General features: G+C 42.9%; 19 protein-coding genes and 1 other annotated feature. Of the genes, 15 read left to right on the forward strand and 4 right to left on the reverse strand.

Features of this window, described 5'->3' with window-relative positions:
• Positions 1 to 21: 21 nt before the first annotated feature.
• The 4 genes from KNQ02_RS02845 (at position 22) to KNQ02_RS02860 (ending at position 5,939) form a co-directional block, all read left to right on the forward strand.
• Positions 22 to 966: a beta-ketoacyl-ACP synthase III gene (locus KNQ02_RS02845; protein ID WP_088837504.1), complete on the forward strand. Its 945-nt coding sequence runs from the start codon at positions 22 to 24 to the stop codon at positions 964 to 966.
• Position 967: 1 nt separating this feature from the next.
• Positions 968 to 2,209: a beta-ketoacyl-ACP synthase II gene (fabF, locus tag KNQ02_RS02850; RefSeq protein WP_088837503.1), complete on the forward strand. Its 1,242-nt coding sequence runs from the start codon at positions 968 to 970 to the stop codon at positions 2,207 to 2,209.
• Between the two features lie 330 nt (positions 2,210 to 2,539).
• On the forward strand, positions 2,540 to 4,087 hold the full coding sequence (locus KNQ02_RS02855) for a peptide ABC transporter substrate-binding protein (protein ID WP_088837502.1): 1,548 nt from the start codon (positions 2,540 to 2,542) through the stop codon (positions 4,085 to 4,087).
• Positions 4,088 to 4,295: 208 nt separating this feature from the next.
• The gene (locus KNQ02_RS02860) at positions 4,296 to 5,939 is read left to right on the forward strand and encodes a peptide ABC transporter substrate-binding protein (protein WP_088837501.1); all 1,644 of its coding nucleotides are present in this window, start codon (positions 4,296 to 4,298) and stop codon (positions 5,937 to 5,939) included.
• 104 nt (positions 5,940 to 6,043) lie between these two features.
• On the opposite strand, the gene trpS is transcribed toward KNQ02_RS02860, so the two are convergent.
• Entirely contained in the window at positions 6,044 to 7,048 is a 1,005-nt protein-coding gene (gene trpS / locus KNQ02_RS02865) for a tryptophan--tRNA ligase (RefSeq protein ID WP_239456910.1), read from the reverse strand.
• A 50-nt stretch (positions 7,049 to 7,098) separates the two neighbouring features.
• Positions 7,099 to 7,307: a binding site (T-box leader), on the reverse strand.
• Positions 7,308 to 7,367: 60 nt separating this feature from the next.
• Positions 7,368 to 7,748 carry a DUF3899 domain-containing protein gene (locus KNQ02_RS02870; RefSeq protein WP_088837499.1) on the reverse strand — a complete coding sequence of 127 codons (381 nt, stop codon included), beginning with the start codon at positions 7,746 to 7,748 and terminating at the stop codon, positions 7,368 to 7,370.
• Positions 7,749 to 8,019: 271 nt separating this feature from the next.
• Here KNQ02_RS02870 and KNQ02_RS02875 point away from each other — a divergent pair, with 271 nt between their 5' ends.
• The 5 genes from KNQ02_RS02875 to KNQ02_RS02895 all read left to right on the forward strand — a co-directional run bounded on the left by KNQ02_RS02875 (position 8,020) and on the right by KNQ02_RS02895 (position 13,976).
• On the forward strand, positions 8,020 to 9,627 hold the full coding sequence (locus KNQ02_RS02875) for a peptide ABC transporter substrate-binding protein (protein ID WP_088837498.1): 1,608 nt from the start codon (positions 8,020 to 8,022) through the stop codon (positions 9,625 to 9,627).
• Between the two features lie 337 nt (positions 9,628 to 9,964).
• On the forward strand, positions 9,965 to 10,891 hold the full coding sequence (gene opp3b, locus KNQ02_RS02880; protein WP_088837497.1) for an oligopeptide ABC transporter permease: 927 nt from the start codon (positions 9,965 to 9,967) through the stop codon (positions 10,889 to 10,891).
• On the forward strand, positions 10,891 to 11,922 hold the full coding sequence (opp3C, locus tag KNQ02_RS02885; protein ID WP_088837496.1) for an oligopeptide ABC transporter permease: 1,032 nt from the start codon (positions 10,891 to 10,893) through the stop codon (positions 11,920 to 11,922). Before opp3b ends, opp3C begins: the two co-directional genes overlap by 1 nt.
• A gap of 27 nt (positions 11,923 to 11,949) precedes the next feature.
• Positions 11,950 to 13,023 (forward strand): ABC transporter ATP-binding protein, encoded by a 1,074-nt coding sequence (locus KNQ02_RS02890; RefSeq protein WP_159173523.1) that lies wholly within the window; start codon positions 11,950 to 11,952, stop codon positions 13,021 to 13,023.
• On the forward strand, positions 13,023 to 13,976 hold the full coding sequence (locus tag KNQ02_RS02895; protein WP_029330998.1) for an ABC transporter ATP-binding protein: 954 nt from the start codon (positions 13,023 to 13,025) through the stop codon (positions 13,974 to 13,976). The genes KNQ02_RS02890 and KNQ02_RS02895 overlap by 1 nt, the downstream gene beginning before the upstream one ends.
• A 39-nt stretch (positions 13,977 to 14,015) precedes the next feature.
• Here the strand turns inward: KNQ02_RS02895 and KNQ02_RS02900 are convergent, their stop codons facing one another.
• On the reverse strand, positions 14,016 to 14,549 hold the full coding sequence (locus KNQ02_RS02900) for an HD domain-containing protein (protein WP_029330997.1): 534 nt from the start codon (positions 14,547 to 14,549) through the stop codon (positions 14,016 to 14,018).
• Between the two features lie 225 nt (positions 14,550 to 14,774).
• Here KNQ02_RS02900 and KNQ02_RS02905 point away from each other — a divergent pair, with 225 nt between their 5' ends.
• The 3 genes from KNQ02_RS02905 (at position 14,775) to mecA (ending at position 16,297) form a co-directional block, all read left to right on the forward strand.
• Positions 14,775 to 14,912, forward strand: coding sequence for a hypothetical protein (locus KNQ02_RS02905; protein ID WP_167331086.1), 138 nt, complete (start codon positions 14,775 to 14,777; stop codon positions 14,910 to 14,912).
• 184 nt (positions 14,913 to 15,096) lie between these two features.
• Positions 15,097 to 15,495, forward strand: coding sequence for a transcriptional regulator SpxA (gene spxA / locus KNQ02_RS02910; protein ID WP_029330996.1), 399 nt, complete (start codon positions 15,097 to 15,099; stop codon positions 15,493 to 15,495).
• Between the two features lie 175 nt (positions 15,496 to 15,670).
• Positions 15,671 to 16,297: an adaptor protein MecA gene (gene mecA, locus KNQ02_RS02915; protein ID WP_088837494.1), complete on the forward strand. Its 627-nt coding sequence runs from the start codon at positions 15,671 to 15,673 to the stop codon at positions 16,295 to 16,297.
• A 65-nt stretch (positions 16,298 to 16,362) separates the two neighbouring features.
• Here mecA and KNQ02_RS02920 read toward each other — a convergent pair whose 3' ends face one another.
• Positions 16,363 to 17,085 (reverse strand): SDR family NAD(P)-dependent oxidoreductase, encoded by a 723-nt coding sequence (locus tag KNQ02_RS02920; protein ID WP_214766456.1) that lies wholly within the window; start codon positions 17,083 to 17,085, stop codon positions 16,363 to 16,365.
• A gap of 71 nt (positions 17,086 to 17,156) precedes the next feature.
• Between KNQ02_RS02920 and cls the strand changes: the two genes are divergently transcribed.
• The 3 genes from cls to pepF are packed head-to-tail and all read left to right on the forward strand — an operon-like array spanning position 17,157 to position 21,550.
• Positions 17,157 to 18,668 carry a cardiolipin synthase gene (cls, locus tag KNQ02_RS02925; protein ID WP_088837492.1) on the forward strand — a complete coding sequence of 504 codons (1,512 nt, stop codon included), beginning with the start codon at positions 17,157 to 17,159 and terminating at the stop codon, positions 18,666 to 18,668.
• A gap of 12 nt (positions 18,669 to 18,680) precedes the next feature.
• Entirely contained in the window at positions 18,681 to 19,742 is a 1,062-nt protein-coding gene (locus KNQ02_RS02930; RefSeq protein ID WP_088837491.1) for a competence protein CoiA family protein, read from the forward strand.
• 5 nt (positions 19,743 to 19,747) lie between these two features.
• Positions 19,748 to 21,550: an oligoendopeptidase F gene (gene pepF, locus KNQ02_RS02935; protein ID WP_088837490.1), complete on the forward strand. Its 1,803-nt coding sequence runs from the start codon at positions 19,748 to 19,750 to the stop codon at positions 21,548 to 21,550.
• Positions 21,551 to 21,560: the final 10 nt, after the last annotated feature.

Genomic DNA, 21,560 nt, shown 5'->3' on the forward strand with positions numbered 1-21,560 from the left:
TAATACTAAAGGAGCGACCACATGAATATCGGGATTGTAGGACTAGGGACGTCATTACCAGAACGTCGAATTACAAATGATGATTTAGCGAAAACGCTTGATACGAGCGATGAATGGATTCGGACACGAACGGGAATCGGTGCAAGACGGATTGCAACAGACGAAGTCGATGTAACGGATTTAGCGACAGAGGCCGCTAAACAAGCATTGATCGATGCGGACCTAACAGCAGACGATATCGGATTGATTGTCGTCGGAACAGCGACGGGACGTGCCTTTCCTTCAACAGCCTGTATCGTTCAGGAACGGTTAGGGGCGCTAGGCGCGACGGCATTTGATGTTAGTGCTGCCTGCAGCGGCTTCATTTTCGCTCTTCAAACAGCATCAAGCATGATGGAGACGACGAACTCTAAATATGCGCTTGTCATTGGGGCAGAAAAAATGTCGAGCATCGTCGACTGGTCAGACCGGTCGACAGCAATTTTATTTGGAGATGGTGCGGGTGCAGTCGTCCTCGGACCAACAGAACAGCAAGGGTTGAATGCGTTTGAACTCGGAACGGATGGGCGAGGAGCGCATCTGTTGTTTAAAGAGTTGGATGGGCCAATTGAAATGAACGGACGAGAAGTGTTTAAATTTGCCGTTCGAAAATTACCAGAGATTGTCGATAAAGTCATTCAAAAAGCGAACGGATCGTTGGAATCACTTGACTTATTGATTCCGCACCAAGCAAACTTACGGATTATCGACGCGGCACGCGAACGATTAGGCATCGATGAAAAGAAAGTCATCGTCACGATTGATGAACATGCAAATACATCAGCGGCTTCGATTCCGTTGGCTTTAGAAGAAGCGCGGCGTCAAGGGCGACTACAGCCGGGAACGACACTCGTTCTCGCAGGCTTTGGTGCCGGATTGACTTGGGGAGCTTCTTACATTACTTGGACTAAAGGGGAGAACATATAAGATGACGAGAAAACGAGTAGTAGTTACTGGTATGGGTGCACTAACACCGATTGGAAATGATGTGGATACATTTTGGAATGCATTAAAAGCAGGTGAAAACGGGATTCGTCCGATGGAGCGACTTGATATCGATGAGTATCCAACAAAAGTGACGGGTGAGTTACAAGGGTTTGATATTACAGAATTCATCGAAGCAAAAGAAGCACGCAAGATGGATCGATTTGTTCACTATTCACTGGTCGCAAGCATGGAAGCTGTCAAAGATGCAGGACTTGATGTCAAGTCGAATGCTGAACGTACAGGCGTATGGATTGGTTCAGGGATTGGTGGCGTGGAGACGATTGAAAAACAAGCGAAAATCTACTTTGAGCGCGGACATCGTCGTGTCAGCCCGTTCTTCATTCCAATGATGATTCCGAATATGGCTAGTGGTCAAGTTTCGATTTATACAGGAGCGAAAGGTCCAAATAACTGTTCTGTCACTGCCTGTGCTTCAGGTACGAATGCAATCGGTGAAGCGTTACGCGTAATCGAACGTGGTGATGCGGATGTCATGATTGCCGGTGGGGCGGAAGCACCAATCACGAACTTAGCGTTCGCCGGTTTTTGTGCGAACAAAGCGATGTCGACAAATCATGACCCGAATACAGCGAGCCGTCCATTCGATGAGGGACGCGATGGATTTGTCATGGGAGAAGGGGCAGGCATTCTCGTCCTTGAAGAATACGATCACGCGATTGCTCGTGGAGCAAAAATCTACGCAGAGGTCAGTGGATACGGTCTGACTGCAGATGCGTATCATATTACTGCTCCAGATCCGGATGGTGATGGAGGCGCACGTGCGATGGCGATGGCGATTCAAGATGCGAACATCGAGCCAACTGCTGTTCAATATATCAATGCGCATGGTACGAGTACGCCAATGAATGATGTTCTGGAAACGAAAGCCATTCATACGGTCTTCGGAGAACATGCAGCGAAACTCGCTGTGAACTCGACGAAATCAATGATCGGTCATTTACTCGGTGGTGCAGGTGGCGTCGAGGCGATTGCAACAATCAAGTCGTTGCAAGAACAAACGGTTCACCCGACGATTCATCTCGAACAACCAAGCGAAGGCTGTAATTTAGATTACGTTCGTGAAGGTAGCAGAGCATGGGACGTCGAGTATGCAGTAAGCAATTCGCTCGGTTTTGGTGGGCACAATGCATCACTCGTCTTTAAGCGGTACCAGCAAGCATAATTCTTGAAGGATTGCGCTCTAAACCGCCTGCATGCCCGGTTTTCCGTCACGGTATTACCTAAAAAGTGTCATATTTCGTTGACTCCTACGGGAAAAGTGCGTGTTTAACGCATTGTCAGAGGCAGGCAAGACCTTGCTCGTTGGCCGCTAGGACCAAGGAGCAACAGCTTGCGCAACGCCCGAGGAAAGCAACGAAAAAAATGCTTTATCTCTTGATAACACTTTGTCTACAGCCTGGAGCGACCTACTGTCAATAAGACAGTAAGGTCGCTTTTTTGGTTGAATTCTGTTTGAATAATAGAGTCACTTTAAAAATAAAAGGGGAAAAATATGTCTAAGCAATTTAAACTGTTTGTTTTAATGTTTTTAGTAATCGGAGTAATCATTAGTGGATTCGTTGTGTTTCAACAAAACACAACAGAGGAAGCCTCTACAAAAAAGCAACAACAGCATATGACAATCATTGAGTCATCGATGCCACGAGTACCGGATATTGCACAGGCAACAGATAATCGTTCACAAACGTTGCTTGCACAATTATATGAAGGACTATTTGTGTTTACTGGCGGTCCATCTGTCCGAAAAGGTCTCGCCCGAACGATGACTGTTTCGGATAACGGCTTGACGTACACGATTGAACTAAAAGAAACAAAGTTCGTTGACGGTACGCCAGTCGAAGCGCAAGATTTTGTTGATAGTTTTCAACGTGTTGCTTCAAATGAGACAAATTCACCATATGGTTTTTTATTTGAAGTTTTTAAAAATGGACGACAAGTCAATGATGGCGAACTCCCACCGAATAAACTTGGTGTTAGAGCAGAAGGAAAATCAACGCTAATCATTGAATTAAATCAGCCGGTTTCGGATTTATCACAATTACTGGCCATGTCTGTCTTTTATCCACAACCTGAAGTAAGCGAATGGTCGGATTTGAATGAAAATGGTCCATTTAAAATGCGTGAGATGAAAAAGGCATCCTACATGCTTGAAAAAAATGATCATTATCATCAAGCGACTGTGGTTCAGCTCGATACCGTCAAAAGTATCACCGCTAAAAGTATGTCAGATCAGGTGACAGCATATCGAAATGATCAGGCAGACATGTTGCCATTAATTGAAGGATTTGATACAAATCTTTTGATGGGGGACGAGCCTACTTATCAAAAAAGTCGGAGCGGAGTCTTTTATCTGGCCTTTAATATGAACGACCCATTATTTAAAAGTCGAAATGCCCGTCAAGCCATCTCTTCTACACTGATGAATCAACAAACACTGAACTTGCCGCTCGGATTATCAGGGAAACCGACGAATCGTTTTGTAGTAACGGCGAGTGACTGGATTTCTCCACCTCAAGAGCAAACAACGACAAAGTGGAAACAGGCAACTAAGAAAAAAGTGAAGGTTGAATTGTTGAATTTTGATGATCAAAAAGCATTGGAGCTAGGGAAAACAATTGAAAAAATTCTTGAAAAGCAGCTGCCTGGAATCGATATTGTTACTAAAAATGTAGATATCGAAGATAAAATACGCCTTGAACAATCTGGTGATTTTTCCATGACGCTGACAGGCTGGATGCCTGACTACCCAGGTCCTCTCGCATATTTAAATCAATTCGTATCCGATAATCCTTTGAATAAAGTAAATTACAATTCAAAAGAATATGACAAATTGATTAAAGAAACAAGAAATGTAAAGACAATAAAAGAAAAAACTGTAGGTTATCGAACTGCTGAAAAAAAATTGATTGAAAAAGATGCGGTCATTATTCCACTTTATCAGACAACGGAAAATATGTTGGTAAAAGAAGGGATAAACGGCTTGACGGTGCCAATTTATGGACCTGAATATTTGCTTCGAACAGTAAAGAAATCGAATTAATCAACTAAGGAAGGACATGGGATGCACCCATGTCCTTCTTATTTTTTTGAAAAAATATTTAGAAAAATCGGATAAAAGCTTTGCAAAATTATCAGAACATTGTAAACTATTTGTAACGGAGAGTTTTGTTCGGCCAAAAAGTACTACTTTTTTTCGGACAAAAACTTTAGATTACTAGCTTTGGAAATTTTAGGGGGGTCATCGTATCATGAAAAAGAAAAGTTTTGCACTCGCTACCTCGGTAGCGCTCGTATCAAGCGCATTCCTTGCTGCTTGTTCGACGACTGATTCAAATGATTCATCGGGCGATAACGGTTCGGACAAAAAATCAAGTGAGCAGACGCTTAACCTGATCGAAAGCGCGGATATCCCGACGCTTAACCCAACAACTTCTACGGACGCTGTTTCTTTCAACGTCTTGAACAACACGATGGAAGGTCTTTACCGTTTGGATGACAAGCAACAGCCAACACCAGGTATTGCAGAAAGCCATACGGTTTCTGACGACAAATTGACGTACACGTTCAAGCTACGTGATGCTAACTGGTCTGATGGTACACCAATCACTGCAAAAGACTTCGAGTACGCTTGGAAAGAAGTGCTTAACCCAGAAAACGCATCGCAATATGCGTACGTATTCTACAACATCGAAGGTGCTGAAGAATACAACACGAAAAAAGGCGAGCGTGACGCGGTAGGCGTTAAAGCAGTTGATGATAAAACGTTCGAAGTAAAATTAAAATCACCTGCAGATTACTTCCTCGGATTGACTGGATTCGGTCCATTCATGCCGAAATCGGAAGAACTTTCGAAAGAAATCGGTAAGGGCTTCGGTACGACAGCTGACAAATCACTTTACAATGGACCATTCAAGTTAACAGAATGGACACGTGAACAAGGCTGGAAAATGGTTAAAAACGATAACTACTGGGATAAAGATAGCGTCAAATTAGACACGATCAATGTTAAGGTCGTAAAAGAAATTTCGACTGCTGTTAACCTTTACGAAAAAGGGACGATCGACCGTACAGGTCTTTCATCTGAATTCGTAGCTCAGTATCAAGATAATAAAGAATTTGAAACTAAAGGTGAATCAACAATCTTCTACCTTTACTTGAATACGAAAGTTGAAGCACTCGAAAATGAAAAAATTCGCCGTGCGATCGACATGGGATATAACAAAAAAGGAATCACGGATGTCATCCTTGCAAACGGATCACTTCCAGCAAACTATCTTGTACCAAAAGACTTCGCGAAAGATGCTGACGGAAAAGACTTCCGTGAAAAGTATCCAACATTCAACGAGTTCAATGCGGATGAAGCGAAAAAACTTTGGGAAGAGGGCTTAAAAGAAATCGGCAAAGATTCAGTCGAACTTGAGCTTCTTAACTATGATAGTGATGATGCGAAGAAAATCGGTGAGTTCTTGAAAGGCGAGCTTGAAAAGAACCTTCCAGGTATGAAAGTCACAATCAAGCAACAACCGTTCAAAAACAAACTTGATCTTGAAAACAAAGGCGACTTCGAATTCTCATTCGCAGGCTGGGGTCCTGACTATCAAGATCCAATGACGTTCCTCGATCTCTTCTTGACTGATGGACCATATAACCGTGGTGACTGGTCAGATCCAGAGTACGACAAACTCATCAAAGATGCACAAACACAAACGGATGCAGCAAAACGTTGGTCTGAGCTTCAAGAAGCAGAGAAAATCCTTCTTGATTCTGCGGGAATCTCACCTGTTTATCAACGTGGACGTGCGTTCCTCGTTAAACCATACGTAAAAGGTGTTGTCGAGCATAACTTCGGCGCAGACTTCTCTTACAAATGGGCTTCGATCGAAGGTAAATAAAATGTCAAGAGGGCGTCTCTAGTGTAGAGATGCTCTCTTTTTTGACAAAAGGTCCCGTACTCTTTACACAAAGAGCACGGGACCTTTTTTAATGAAAGAATTGATTATTTTTTGACTTTAGCACGTTTACGTTGGAGCCCCATGGCTTTTTCTACTTTAGCAAGTTTACGAGAAGCGACGAGGTCAGCTTTTTCACGGCCTTGATCTAAAATGACATCGAGTTCTTCTGAATCGATTAACTCATAATAGCGCTTTTGAATCGGCTCGAGCTCGGCAATGATTGCTTCAGCAACATCTGCTTTGAACACGCCATAATTTGAACCTTCGTATTTCGCTTCGAGCTCGGCGATGGAGATATTAGCGAGTAGTGAATAGATTTCGAGTAAGTTTGAGACACCCGGTTTGTTTTCCCGATCGAACTTAACAATTCCTTCCGAATCCGTCACGGCCGACTTAATTTTTTTACGGATACTAGCTGGTTCATCGAGCATCGTGATGTAGCCTTTTGGATTCGTATCTGTTTTAGACATTTTTTTCTCTGGTGTCGTCAAACTCATGATACGAGCACCTGTTTCTGCGATGACTGGCTCAGGCATTTTAAAGGTCTCATAGTACCGGCTATTGAATCGTTGTGCTAAGTCGCGTGTCAACTCGATGTGTTGTTTTTGATCTTCACCGACAGGGACGAGTTCCGCATCATATAAAAGGATGTCAGAGGCCATTAACGTCGGATAGACGAAGAGACCTGCGCCAATCCGCTCTTTTCCTTGTGATTTATCTTTATATTGCGTCATGCGTTCAAGTTCACCCATACCTGCTAGGCACGTTAACATCCATCCGAGCTGCGCGTGTGCTTTGACTTCTGATTGGACGAAAATCGTCGCTTTTTCTGGGTCGAGACCACTTGCAATATACAGTGCAGCGAGGGCACGTGTATTGTTCATCAACTCGACACGGTCAATCTCGACTGTGATCGAATGGAGATCGACGATACAATAATAGGCATCATGCTCATCTTGTAAGTTGACAAAATGCTTCATCGCCCCAATGTAGTTTCCTAGCGTGACTGTACCGGTTGGTTTAATACCTGAAAAAATCGTTTTCATAATCGTTTCCCTCCGAAAATAGAATAAAAAAAGATGACTCGTCCCTTGAATAATCAAGGGACGAGTCATCGCGTTGCCACCCAAGTTGCTATGATAATAGCCGCTCTAAACTGCTGTAACGGGCAATCCCGTCTGACTCTACTTCACTGTTCAAGTCAGCCACTCCGAAGTCCATTCCATCTGCATCCACTATCCATTCACACCAACCATGGACTCTCTTAAAGTGACGACTCGATGTACTACTCTTCTTCACCGTGTTATTATACATGTAACTTAACAAGATTTTACCATAGACCATTGTCTAGCGTCACGAAAAATTCGTTTAAACGAATGATAAAAGCAATGAGAAAACAATGCACAATAAGCCGCTAGACAAGTATGGCCCTGTCCGGTTTAAAGAACGTTTCCGCTTTTCTTCATACACTTCGTGCTCTTCATCCTCGTCCTCGTGATACTCACCATCGATTTCTCGTAATCTTGCCTCACGTTGTTTTTTGAACCCGGCAGTCAGTCCTCTAAAAAATCCATTTGCAGACATGTTAGAAAATAATCCGATTGCCATTAAGATGAATCCTGAGATAAATAACCCACCCGAAAAGTGATAAAAAAAAGAATGGGTTGAATCCGTGAAACTCGCCCAAATGGTGTAAATAATCGATAAAATTAAAGCGATTAAAATCGGACGAAACAAGTGAAAACGCATAGTAGTCCCCCTTAATATGGATTATGAATTCATTATACGCAATGCTCCCGAAAGTTACGAATTTATTACGGTTATATATCTTAAAACAGCAAATAGTGTGACTATTCACTTGACGTTATTGTTATTCTCACATAAAATCAACTTATCACTTCGTTTGAATTTTCGAAACCAGGTCAATGCATTTTGGGGAATGCATGTGGATTCGATCCAACGTTATTGATGTCATAACTGTTTATGGCAACTTGAAAATTGAAAAGGAGATGACTCACCGATGAAGAAAAAAACTGTCGGTCTCGCGTTATCAGTCATGCTAGCAGGGAGTGTAGTCCTTGCAGGATGTTCGACGAGCGGAGATAAAGATTCAGGTTCTTCAGACAAGAAAAACTTGCGCTTAACGAGTACGTCCGATATTACGACGGTCGACCCGGCTAAAGCAACGGATTCAGTCGCATTTGATATGATTGGGAACACGATGGAAGGACTCTACCGGTTAGACAAAGAAGGTAAGGCGATTCCTGCACTAGCCGAAAAAACAGATATCTCGAGTGATAACCTCACGTACACGTTTACACTTCGTGAATCGAAATGGTCTGATGGTTCTCCAGTCAAAGCACAAGATTTTGAATTTGCTTGGAAACGTGCAGTTGATCCAGAAACAGGTTCAGGATATGCCTATATCTTTGATACTGTCAAAAATGGTGCAGCTGTCTCACAAGGGAAAAAACCAGTTGATGAATTAGGAGTCAAAGCACTTGATGATAAAACGCTTGAAGTAACACTTGAGCGTCCATCGCCGTACTTCTTGTCACTGACGTCATTTGGAACATATACACCGATTAGTGAAGATTTTTATAAAAAGAACGAAAAAGACTTTTCACTTCAACCGGATAAATTGTTATACAACGGACCATTCGTTTGGACATCTTGGAAAACAGATTCAAAACGTGTCTTGACTAAGAATGAAAACTACTGGGATAAAGATGCCGTCAGTCTTGACGAAGTAACGATTCGTGTCGTTAAAGATTCGTCAACGGTCACTAACCTGTATGAATCGAATGACATCGATTATGCTGGCTTAACATCTGAACAAGTTGCTGTTTATGAATCGAAACCTGAATTCAATACGGCATTACGTTCTACGATCGCTTATTTGAAGTTCAATAACGAAGATGCGACGATGAAAGATGTCAATGCCCGCAAAGCGATCGCTCGCGCAATTGATCCTAAAGGCATCACGGAAACGTTACTTGCGAATGGTTCGATTCCAACAACAAGCTTCATTCCAAAAGACTTCATTAAAGATGAAGCTGGAAAAGACTATACGAGTGACATTAACTGGTTCGATCGTGATGGGAACGAAGCAGCTGATCTTTGGAAAAAAGCAAATGGCGATAAGAAAACAACGATTGAACTATTATCGTTCGACAGCGAAGACTCTAAAAAGACAAGTGAGTACATGAAAGGTCAAATTGAAAGAAACTTGCCGAACGTGACAGTTTCAATCAAACAACAGCCATTCAAGAACAAACTCGATTTAGAGTCTAAAGGTGACTACCAAATGTCGTATTCACTTTGGGGTCCTGATTACCAAGATCCAATGTCGAATTTGTCGATCTTTGAATCAACAAATAGTCAAAACGATGTTAATTACGACTCATCAGCATATGATAAGTTGTTGAATGCTGCCAATAAAGAAGCAGATGTTACGAAACGTCTCGACTTGTTCAAGCAAGCGGAAGCCCAATTGATCGAGAAAGATCAAGCAATTGCGCCATTGTATCAAGCAGGTGCAGCTTACTTGAGCCGTCCGACAGTTGAAAACTTCAAACGCCAATTGTTTGGTGCGGATTTCCAATACAAATATGTTGATATGAAGTAAAAAAACTGGAGCGTCCCGAATTAGGTTCAGGGAACGCTCCTGTTTTATACTACTTTTTCTGAATGTGTAATCATTTCTAAACGAAATGTGAACTATTTGTAAAAAAGATGTTCTAATTACTTTGTTAGCAAAGTATAATGGAATCAAACGAAAAATTCTGAAATATTGGTTAACTGTGAAAAAACAGTGATCATGGGGGGGCATCATATCAGGTTGGGACAAAAAAGAATTTAAAATTTTACAACAAAATTCTTGAATGTTCCGACAATTTTACGTCATACTGGTTTTATTGATGTTTTCGAAAAAAACAGAAAAATCTTTATAGGGGGTGCCATCTATGGGCCGTTATTTAGCTCAACGCCTTACTTACGGCGTACTGACGTTTTTACTCATCGCTTCATTCACGTTCTTCTTGATGGATCTGTTACCAGGTTCACCGTTCCAAAACCAGGAAAAGCTTTCTCCTGAGCAATTGAATATCCTTCGGGATAAGTACAACTTGAATGATCCACTTCCACAACGCTACGCAGCGTACATGGTTAACTTGTTCCAAGGTGACTTAGGAGTATCATTTAAATATGATAGCCGTCCTGTTACAGATTTAATCATGGAACGGATCGGACCGTCAGCTCAATTAGGAGCACAAGCACTTATACTCGGTGTCTTTGCAGGTCTTTTACTTGGTGTCGTTGCGGCACTACGTCATAACACAGCGATTGATTACGGTGCGATGTTTGCATCAGTACTCGGTATTTCAATACCGTCGTTCGTATTTGCTTCGCTTCTTCAATACTACGTAGGAGTGAAATGGGGCATTTTGCCGGTCGCCTTCTGGGAAAGCCCAGCACATACGATTTTGCCTACAATTTCCTTGTCCTTAGGAGTTACTGCCTCCATCGCTCGTTTTGTTCGAACGGAGATGCTCGAGGTAACAGGACAGGATTATGTCACGCTTGCTAAGGCAAAAGGACTAGATGGACAATCGATCACGTGGAAACACATGGTGCGTAATGCCTTGATTCCAGCAATTACGATTCTTGGACCGATGACTGCTGCCTTAATCACAGGAACACTCGTCATTGAAAGAATCTTTGCTGTACCGGGTCTTGGTGAGTTGTTCGTATCATCAATCACGCTAAATGACTATACAGTCATCATGGGAACAACACTGTTCTTCTCAGCGGTCTTCATCCTTATGATTTTGATCGTCGACTTACTGTACGGTGTCGTTGATCCACGGATTCGTTTGGGGGGTAATGAATAATGGCAGAGCAAAATTCAAATGCAAAAACGGAACAATTCGATTCGTCACTGTTTCAAACGGTTGAGTTCAACGAACAAGCCGGAGAGCGTATCGCCGGAAAAAGTTTAAATTTCTGGCAAGATGCCTGGACGCGTCTTATTCGAAATAAAGCAGCGATTCTTTCGCTCATCATCATTCTTATCATTGCGTTACTTTCAATCTTCGGACCGATGATTTCTGGGCGCGATGCTTACACGCAAACGATCACGCAAGCGAAGCTACCACCAAAAGTAACAGGGCTTGAGTGGGCCGGATTTGATGGTATGGCAACATTAGGTGATAAAGAAATTGATTTTTACGAGCAAAAACAAGTAACAGAAAACTACTGGTTCGGAACGGATCATCTCGGACGTGACTCTTGGTCACGTGTCTGGGAAGGTACACGCGTTTCACTCTTTATTGGTGTCATGGCTGCAATCATCGATGTCATCATCGGTGTCACATATGGTGGACTTTCTGCTTACTATGGCGGTCGTGTTGATAACATCATGCAACGTATTACAGAAATCCTGACCGGGATTCCGAACTTAATCTTAATCATTCTGTTCATCTTGATTCTTGAACCGGGGATCACGACGATTATCTTGGCGATGACCATCACCGGATGGATTGGGATGAGTCGACTCGTTCGAGGACAAATCCTGAAACTTAAGAATCAGGAATTTGTACTCGCAGCACGTACGCTTGGGGCTTCTAGCTCACGTTTAATCTTTAAGCATTTGATTCCAAATACTCTTGGAATTATTATCATCTCACTTATGTTCACGATTCCTAGTGCGATTTTCTTCGAAGCGTTCCTTAGCTTCATTGGACTTGGTCTCGCTCCACCGAAACCGTCCCTTGGTACATTGATCAACGAAGGGTACAAAGAATTGAAGACGTTCCCTTACTTGCTTGTCGTGCCATCGACGGTCATCGTACTCCTAATGATCAGCTTTAACATGTTGGCCGATGGATTACGGGATGCGTTTGACCCACGTCTACGCCGCTAACGGAAATTAGAGAGGAGTTCATCCACAATGGAAACTATTTTATCTGTACGCGACCTAACCGTCGCTTTCCATACGTATGCCGGGACGGTACAAGCCGTCCGTGGCGTATCGTTTGATTTAAAAAAAGGTGAAACACTTGCAATCGTTGGTGAATCTGGTTCAGGAAAGTCGGTTACATCAAAAGCAATCATGCGACTGATTCCGAATCCTCCTGGTGAGATCACGAATGGTGAGATTATTTTCGAAGACCGTGACTTAGTCAAGTTGTCGGACAAGGAAATGCAAAAAGTTCGTGGTCGTGACATCGCAATGATCTTCCAGGATCCGATGACATCACTCAACCCGACGATGACAATTTACAAACAGATTGCAGAAGGTTTGAAACGTCACCAAGGCTTGACAGGGGATGCCGCAAAAAAACGGACGCTCGAATTATTGACGCTCGTAGGGATTCCGAATCCGGAAGCACGTTTAAAACAATATCCACACCAATTATCAGGTGGGATGCGTCAACGGATCGTTATCGCGATTGCGTTAGCATGTAACCCGAAAGTTTTGATTGCCGATGAGCCGACGACAGCACTCGACGTTACGATTCAAGCTCAGATTTTAGAGCTCTTAAAAGACATTCAACAAAAAACAGGTACAGCAATCATCTTCATCACGCATGATCTCGGTGTCGTGGCGAACATGGCCGACCGCGTAGCTGTTATGTATGCTGGGAAATTGATTGAAAAAGGTACGGTTGATGAGATTTTCTATGAACCACGCCACCCGTACACATGGGGACTTCTCGGATCGATGCCACGCCCTTCAGATGACCGTTCGCAGGACTTACCGGCGATTCCGGGTACGCCACCGAACTTGCTTCATCCGCCTACAGGTGATGCATTCGCACCACGTAATCAATATGCGATGAAAATTGATTTCGAGAAAGAACCTCCGTTCTTCCGTATCACTGATACACACGAAGCAGCAACGTGGTTGTTACATCCACAAGCTCCTTACGTAGAACCACCAGCAGCCATCCGTGACCTCGCACTGAAATATCGTCCAGATAGTACATTTGCGAAGTCGCTTTTGAAAGGCGGTCTTAAGTAATGGAAAACCGTAATAAATTACTTGAAGTAAAAAATCTAAAGCAACATTTCAATATTGGACGAGGACGTGTCGTCAAAGCAGTAGACGGACTTTCATTTGATATTTATGAAGGAGAAGTACTTGGTCTTGTTGGAGAGTCAGGTTGCGGCAAATCGACGACGGGTCGTTCGATTATCGGACTTTACGATGCGACAGACGGGGAAGTCTTGTTCAAAGGTGAGAATGTCCATGCGAAGAAATCACGTAAAGAAAAATTGAAGTTCAACCGTGCGATGCAAATGATTTTCCAAGATCCTTACGCATCTCTAAATCCACGGATGACAGTCGGAGATATCATCGCAGAAGGAATTGATATCCACGGACTTGCGAAATCAAAAGAAGAGCGAGATAACCGTGTCTACGACTTGTTAGAAACAGTAGGTTTGACGAAAGAACACGCGAGTCGTTACCCCCACGAATTCTCTGGTGGTCAGCGTCAACGGATTGGAATCGCACGTGCACTAGCAGTAGAACCGGACTTCATCATTGCCGATGAGCCGATCTCGGCACTTGACGTTTCCATCCAAGCACAGGTCGTCAACTTGATGAAACAATTACAACGTGATCGCAGTTTGACGTATTTATTCATCGCCCACGATCTTTCGATGGTTAAATATATTTCGGACCGGATTGGTGTTATGTATCAAGGTCACCTTGTTGAGTTATGTGATGCGGATCGTTTGTACGAGAACCCAGTTCATGCGTATACGAAGTCGCTCTTATCTGCAATCCCGCTACCGGATCCAGAGCACGAACGGACACGTAAACGGATTGTCTATGATCGCCCGACAGGCGGAGCCGTTGGTAAATCGAGTGAAGATTCGAGTATCCCTGCACTTCGTGAAATCGAGCCGGGACATTACGTCTCGATGACGGATGCTGAGCTTGAAGCGTATCAAGCACAACTCGTCTAATAAAAAAAGCATTCCTGAATCGTTCAGGAATGCCTTTTTTTAGTTTTCGGAAGCGATTCGTGGAAGGTTACTAAAGCGATGGACAACTGAATCTAATGCATCAAGACGTTTGACGGCTTCATCAAAGGGGATTTTCTCATAATGATGCAAACCACCCGGTTGCTCTTCTAACGTATCGGCATCGTGGACGAGTTGTTGGAGTGGGGTCCGGTTAATTGTACCTGGTGGGAGATATGAATCCGTGTGTAAGAGGACGGCAAGCGAGATTTCTTTTGCGCGTGCCGGCTCTTCCCCTAAACGAATTAATAACTTATGGGCACGTTCTGCTCCTTTAATCGCATGAATATCATTTTGACGGTAAAGATCATAATTCCATGTTCCATCCGTATACCATTCATAATGGCCGATGTCATGAAGCAGTGCTGCTTTTGTCGCCGAATCAGCATCAAGACCACGCTGTGTCGCAAGCGTCAATGCCCGTTCCGCAACGGAAATCGCATGATTGAGCCCAGAACGCTCTAAATATTTTTGGGCAATCGGGTGTTCGATAATTGTAACTAAAGTAACTGGCATAACTGAAATGCTCCTTTCAACGAGTAAGTATTTCTATATACTCTACGTGAATTTGCAAGTAATTGCAACTCTCTGCTTAAATGAACGCAACAATCTCACACATTTAATTAACCGAAGTAGGAATAGAATTTAGGCAAACGTGGTATACTAATTAATGTAGAAGATGATAATTCAGCTTTCGTTGGTTGCTTGTTCTTTTTTCGGACCGAGTGAGGTGTCGGAGTTATGAAAGAACGTGATAAGAAGAAAAAGTTGAAAAAACGACTTTTGCGGGATATTTTCGAAAAGAAATTAAAAGAAATGAAACTCCCGAAAGCAAAAGAAACGATTTCTCAACCTTTTGATCACACGCCAGCTTGCTGAAGCCATCTCGTGGCTCCAGCGAGTTTTTTTACGAAAAAGTTCTTTCATCTTAAAAAATAGCTAGGTTTTATTTGAAATTCAATGTAAACTGTCAAGTAATAGAATCATCATTAATAATTAGGAAAAGGATACGTTCCTTTTTATAGTTCAGACATGATGTAAATCAGGGGGAGGATGTTTTTCAATGGTAACACTCTATACTTCACCAAGCTGTACTTCTTGTCGTAAAGCGCGCGCGTGGCTTGAAGAACATGAAATCCCATTTGTGGAACGAAATATTTTTTCGGAACCATTGTCGCTTGATGAAATCAAACAAATTCTTCGTATGACGGAAGATGGAACAGATGAGATTATCTCGACACGTTCAAAAGTCTTTTCTAAATTAGACGTTTCAGTCGAGAACTTGTCGCTGCAACATCTTTATGATTTAATTCAAGAATATCCTGGATTGTTACGTCGTCCGATTTTGATTGACGAAAAACGACTCCAAGTTGGATATAATGAGGATGAAATTCGCCGTTTCTTACCACGTAAAGTTCGCACTTTCCAATTGATGGAAGCGCAACGCTTGGTAAACGAATAAATTTTAACCAGCGCGCTGCTTCCGTGAGCAGTGTGCTTTTTGTTACCGTCAAAAAAGGTTAAAATAAAGATAACAAAGGAATATACCCTATATGGTTAAAAAGGGGTTCTTTTTGAATCCATGTTATGTGCTCGTTCGTATACTAGATAAGAGCGAGATGAAAGGAGTGGACATATTGAAAATCGAACGCGTCAATGACAACACGGTCAAGTTCTTCATTACGTATACGGATATCGAACGCCGCGGCTTTGCCCGAGACGAGATTTGGTATAACCGTGAGCGTGGAGAACAGTTATTCTGGCAGATGATGGATGAAGCGAATGAAAAAGAGTCCATCTCCTTCGAAGGTCCACTATGGATACAAGTTCAAGCATTTGAAAAAGGTCTTGAAGTGACGGTTACAATCGCTAAAACAACAGTTGATGGCGAACAAGTGGATGAAGAAGAGTTGGATTCATTACTCCGTTCAGCAATGTCTGAGGCAGAAGATAAAGAAACAGAACTCAGCCAAGACGTATTATTTGAAACGACGGATTTTGAGCATGTTATTGCTCTTAGCCAATATGCAGAAGCACCGGTCTTCAAAGATTTGAAAACAGCGCTCTATCAAAAAGATGGTGCCTACTTGCTCCACGTCCATTTTAAAGACGAAGTGGAAGTGGAAGAACAAGAAAACGTGATGAGTTTGATTGCCGAGTACTTGCAATTTAGCGAACAAACGATTCATCCGGTCGCAGAGTATGGTAAAACCATCATTGCCGACGATGTTTTTGCTGTCGTCCGTAAGCACTTTACGAACTAAATACAAATGTCACGTTAAAAGGACTGCTCCTATACAAAAAGGGAGCAGTCCTTTTTTTGTTAGCATCACGTCAATGTATATCCACCATCGACGATTAATGATTGGCCATTGATATAACTAGCTTTATCCGACAATAAAAAACAAACGACTTCTGCAATTTCAGCCGGCTGTGCTGCGTTCCCGCGAAGGTGATGTTTCATTGCCAAGTCAAACTTGTCTTTCCCACCGTATAAGGAATGGCTTAATGCTGTATCGACGGGGCCGGGGCAGATCGCATTAAAACGATACTTTCCATGAAACCGGGCCGCGTAAGTTTTCGTAAGGGTGATAAGAGCACTTTTTGAAGACGCATAAGGTAAGAGCATCGCCGGGAATTTGACATGTCCGACGATTGCGCTATTGTTAACGATTGAAGCCCCTTTGGAAAATCGTTTGACAGCGAGTTGAATGATTTGTTCAGGTGCATGATAATTGACTTGGAATACTTCTTGTTGGGCATCTGTTACGCGTTCAGGTGCGACAGGTTTTCCAAAAGTTCCGGCATTGTTAAAAATGCCATCGATGGTTGGAAAGTCAGTCGCGGTGTCATCGAAGAACTGCTGAATCTCTGGTGGTTTAGCAAGATCGACCTGGAAGAAATGAATGTTGCCTTGTCCATGTTGTTCGAGTACCGTTCCTTTTTCGGTATTTCTCCCTAAGGCAAGAACGGTATGTCCTTCTTTTGCAAGTTGGAGGGTGGTCGCTTCCCCGATTCCACCAGTCGCGCCCGTTACGATGTAAGTTTTCATTCGAATACTTCCCTTCTGATAATAGAGTCGAAAAACTTGATACATAGTAAAAAGAAAGAGGAGGGGATTTCATGTTACGACGTGTTCAACTGCTGATGACGTTACTGTTGACCTGTAGCTTACTGGCGTTTTTGTCTTACTACTGGAGTGTCTACATGGTCGGTTGGTTATCAATCGTCATCATCTTAATCGTTTTAAGTGTCTTCATCATCATCTTACTTGAAAATCGAAATCCCGAACGGACTTTAGTCTGGGCGCTTGTCATGATGGCGCTGCCCGTCGTAGGCGTGTTCGTCTATTTCACGTTCGGTCAGAACTATCGCCGTAAAAAAATGTTTCGCTTAAAAGCGATGCTTGATGAAGAGTCATACATTAAATATCGTACCCAATTTGATCATGGTATACACAATCGAGTGTTCAAACATGGATATTATGCAAAGGTTGTCAAACTTATCGATTCCATCAGCCGGCTTCCAATATCGTATAATACACATACGAAGATATTGACTAACGGAGAGGAGAAATTTCCGCTCTTGCTCGCTGAAATCCGTCAAGCGGAGCACCATATTCACTTAGAGTACTATATTGTCCGCGATGATGCGTTAGCCCTCGAGTTACAAGCCGCTTTGATTGAACGTGCTGAGGCTGGGGTCGAGGTTCGTTTCTTATATGACGCAGTCGGTTGTTTCTCTACTGACAAAAGTTACTTTAAAAAGATGATTCAGGCTGGCATTGAAGTGCATGCCTTTTTCCCTGTCGTCCTTCCCTTCATCTCCAGCAAATCCAATTATCGAAACCACCGTAAAATCGTTGTTATTGATGGAACGGTCGCATTTACAGGCGGAATCAATGTCGGAAATGAATACATCGGGAAAGATAAAGCATTCGGATTTTGGCGAGATACGCATCTTGTCGTTCGTGGAGAGGCTGTGTCAGAGCTCCAATTGATATTTTTACAGGATTGGTACTACATGACAGGAGAGCGTCTGTTCACACCTTTCTACATGGAGCCGCTCGAAGTGGTCACGGATGCAACAGGGGGCGTTCAAATCATCGCCAGTGGACCGGACGAACCGCAAGAGACCATGAAGTCGCTTTACTTCGCATTGATTACGGAAGCACGAAGTTCGGTCTACATTGCTTCACCGTACTTGATTCCGGACGAGGACTTGATGACAGCATTAAAAACAGCAGCGATGTCCGGAATCGATGTTCGAATTCTCTTGCCGAGTTTTCCGGATCATAAAGTTGTTTTTTATGCGAGTCGCTCGTATTTCGACGATTTACTCCAAGCAGGCGTTAAAATCTACGAATACAATAAAGGATTCATGCATTCCAAAGTCATTGTCGTCGATGATGCGATTGCAACCATCGGAACGGCGAATATGGATTTAAGAAGTTTTCATCTAAACTTTGAAGTCAATGCCTTCTTGTATGGTACAAATTCCGTTCACGAACTGACCCGGGATTTTTATGATGATTTTTCGCATTCGACTCAAGTTGATCGCCATTACTTCAGTCAGCGCAGTTTTTCGCAACGCTTGATTGAGTCAGTTTCACGTCTATTCTCACCTTTACTCTAAAGGGGTGCTGTCATGTTTGAAGCCGTTGATGAAACAGGTCGCCGAATCAATATCCATCTCGTACAAGTCGAACAATTAAAGCAAATGACGTTGTATTGTCCTTATTGCCTGAACCGATTACGGGTCAGGCAGGGACGAAAGCGAACGCATTTTGTTCATGTCTCAGCATGTACGGGAGAGTCGAGTGCACATCAAGGTTGGAAAACGACTTTAGCGGAATACTTTCGTAGCTTAGGTTATGACGTCGCTTTAGAACAAGTTCAAGGGCAACGTCGATTTGACTTGTGGATCCCTGCACTCCGGATAGCGGTAGAAATCCAACGATCGAAGATGACCGCGTTGGAGTGGAATCGACGACGAACGATTGATCAACAAAAAGCATATGCTGTGCGCTGGATTGGCTTTCATCCAACAGGCGGATGCATCATTAAGTTAGACGGGTGGATGAAACAAGCATTATTGACGGATGGTTATCTCGATTTAATCGAACAGGGAAAAATTAACCGCTATGGTTTTGCTGTCCCTTTTACGAAACACTTAGTGATTTGTCAACGACTAGAAACTTCTTTCACACAATTTATTAGACCTACCCCCCAAGCATTTCCCCGGAAATTTTCTGCGAAAAAATGGATTCAACTTGTGCGGAAATACCGACTACGTCCTTTCTTCTCGACGATGCCAAATCATCTACTCAAAAATCCACTCTATCAAGCAGGTCTGCATGTTTTATACCTTCCAGCCCACTGTTTTTTACCCATCGAAACACTTCTCGCCTTTCCACTCCATCCTTTTGAACTTCAAATGACACTTTATTTATCCTTACAAGGAAACTACTCGAAAATCCGACTTGAACATGCGTTAGTCTCCTGTCTCGACGCATGCCGGATTTCTCATGAGCCGAATCTGCTTCGACGTGTGGTAGAGGATTGGATGAATTTACTAGCTGTCGCACGCATATGTCAGCAATCTAGTATTGCTACAACTGTAAACCGTTTTAAAGAAGACGCTGTTTTAGCAGGAGCAATTCAGTTGTTTGTCGAAAAAGAAACAGGTATAAATGAAGTAAGGGAGTGATTGAAATGGCAGAACTATTGACACGAAAAGATGTCACGGTAGAAGAAACGTGGAACTTAGAATCAATTTATGAAACGAATGAAGCATGGGAAGAGGATTTTGAATCTGTCAAAGCGATGTTACCTTTGATGATTGATTACAAAGGGCGACTTGGAAAAGATGATACAACGCTTTTTGAAGGTTTACAGTTACGTGATGAAATTTCACGACGTCTGCATAAGCTTTATACATACGCGCATATGCGTTATGACGAAAATACGGCTGATAGCTTCTATCAAGCGATGAATGACCGTGCGCGGACGCTCGCTTCGCAGATTGGAGCTGCACTAGCTTTCATGACACCAGAACTGTTGACGATTCCAGTTGAAACGATTACGGGATTTTTAGATCGCAATCCGGATCTTGCGATGTATCGTCATGCGTTTGATGAACTTAATCGAGAACGCGACCATGTATTAACTGAAGCTGAAGAAGCAATTCTTGCTAAAGCAGGGGAAGTATTAGGGCAATCTGGAACGACGTTCGGTATGTTGAATAATGCTGACTTGAAATTCCCTAAAATCAAAGGGGAAGACGGGCAAGAGGCGGAATTGACACATGGTCGATTCATTACATTCATGGAGTCGAAAGACCGTTCAGTCCGCGAGGCAGCGTTCAAGGCGATGTACGAAACATACGGCAACTATACAAACACGCTCGCGTCGACACTTGCAGGATCAGTCAAAAAAGATAATTTTTATGCGGAAGTGCGACAGTTCAAGTCGGCGCGTGAGTCTGCATTACATGGAAATGCCATTCCGGAGCAAGTGTATGATGGATTAGTAGAAGCGGTCCATGAACATCTCCCATTGTTACATCGTTACGTTGAACTTCGTAAACGTGTACTCGGATTAGAAGAGCTTCATATGTATGACATGTATACACCGCTCGTTAGCGAAGTCGAAATGAAAGTCTCTTACGATGAAGCGAAACAATTGATGGTCGATGGATTGGCACCACTTGGAGATGAGTACAAGCATATCTTAGAAGAAGGTTTGACAGATCGATGGGTCGATGTTCGCGAGACACGTGGTAAGCGCAGTGGTGCCTATTCTTCTGGCGCATATGATACACAACCGTTTATCTTGATGAATTGGCAAGATAACGTCAACAACCTCTTTACATTGGCACATGAATTCGGCCATTCTGTTCATAGTTACTATACACGTCAATCACAACCATATGCTTATGGTGATTATTCGATTTTTGTAGCGGAAGTAGCTTCGACGACAAATGAGGCTTTGTTAAATGATTTCTTACTGAAACGTGTTACAGATAAAAAAGAGAAACTTTATTTGTTAAACAATCAATTAGAAACATTCCGTGGTACGTTGTTCCGCCAGACGATGTTCGCAGAATTTGAACATGAAATTCACGAGGCGGCTCGACTCGGTCAATCGTTGACACCAGAATTCCTGACGAAAACGTATTATGCGTTGAACCAAAAATATTTTGGCGACGGAATCGTATTGGATGAAGAAATCGGTCTTGAGTGGGCACGGATTCCTCACTTCTACTACAATTATTATGTCTACCAGTATGCGACAGGTATTTCAGCCGCTGCCGCATTGACGACGCAAATTTTAGAAGAAGGACAACCTGCTGTTGATCGTTACATTAATAATTTCCTTAAAGCAGGATCAAGTGATTATCCGATTGAAGTCTTAAAGGCAGCAGGTGTCGATATGACGACAAAAGCACCAGTGGAAGCAGCATTACGTCAATTTGAACGTGTGTTGGATGAATTCGAAGCATTACTCGGAGAGTGACAACTCTGTG

The sequence above is a fragment of the Exiguobacterium sp. s102 genome, from assembly GCF_018618635.1.
Classification (GTDB): Bacteria; Bacillota; Bacilli; order Exiguobacteriales; family Exiguobacteriaceae; genus Exiguobacterium_A; species Exiguobacterium_A oxidotolerans.

Bases quoted from the DNA above. Each gene is read 5' to 3' on its own strand.
- KNQ02_RS02845 (WP_088837504.1), top strand. From the start codon at position 22: ATGAATATCGGGATTGTAGGACTAGGGACGTCATTACCAGAACGTCGA.
- fabF (WP_088837503.1), top strand. From the start codon at position 968: ATGACGAGAAAACGAGTAGTAGTTACTGGTATGGGTGCACTAACACCG.
- KNQ02_RS02855 (WP_088837502.1), top strand. From the start codon at position 2,540: ATGTCTAAGCAATTTAAACTGTTTGTTTTAATGTTTTTAGTAATCGGA.
- KNQ02_RS02860 (WP_088837501.1), top strand. From the start codon at position 4,296: ATGAAAAAGAAAAGTTTTGCACTCGCTACCTCGGTAGCGCTCGTATCA.
- KNQ02_RS02870 (WP_088837499.1), bottom strand. From the start codon at position 7,748: ATGCGTTTTCACTTGTTTCGTCCGATTTTAATCGCTTTAATTTTATCG.
- KNQ02_RS02875 (WP_088837498.1), top strand. From the start codon at position 8,020: ATGAAGAAAAAAACTGTCGGTCTCGCGTTATCAGTCATGCTAGCAGGG.
- opp3b (WP_088837497.1), top strand. From the start codon at position 9,965: ATGGGCCGTTATTTAGCTCAACGCCTTACTTACGGCGTACTGACGTTT.
- opp3C (WP_088837496.1), top strand. From the start codon at position 10,891: ATGGCAGAGCAAAATTCAAATGCAAAAACGGAACAATTCGATTCGTCA.
- KNQ02_RS02890 (WP_159173523.1), top strand. From the start codon at position 11,950: ATGGAAACTATTTTATCTGTACGCGACCTAACCGTCGCTTTCCATACG.
- KNQ02_RS02895 (WP_029330998.1), top strand. From the start codon at position 13,023: ATGGAAAACCGTAATAAATTACTTGAAGTAAAAAATCTAAAGCAACAT.
- KNQ02_RS02900 (WP_029330997.1), bottom strand. From the start codon at position 14,549: ATGCCAGTTACTTTAGTTACAATTATCGAACACCCGATTGCCCAAAAA.
- KNQ02_RS02905 (WP_167331086.1), top strand. From the start codon at position 14,775: ATGAAAGAACGTGATAAGAAGAAAAAGTTGAAAAAACGACTTTTGCGG.
- spxA (WP_029330996.1), top strand. From the start codon at position 15,097: ATGGTAACACTCTATACTTCACCAAGCTGTACTTCTTGTCGTAAAGCG.
- KNQ02_RS02920 (WP_214766456.1), bottom strand. From the start codon at position 17,085: ATGAAAACTTACATCGTAACGGGCGCGACTGGTGGAATCGGGGAAGCG.
- cls (WP_088837492.1), top strand. From the start codon at position 17,157: ATGTTACGACGTGTTCAACTGCTGATGACGTTACTGTTGACCTGTAGC.
- KNQ02_RS02930 (WP_088837491.1), top strand. From the start codon at position 18,681: ATGTTTGAAGCCGTTGATGAAACAGGTCGCCGAATCAATATCCATCTC.
- pepF (WP_088837490.1), top strand. From the start codon at position 19,748: ATGGCAGAACTATTGACACGAAAAGATGTCACGGTAGAAGAAACGTGG.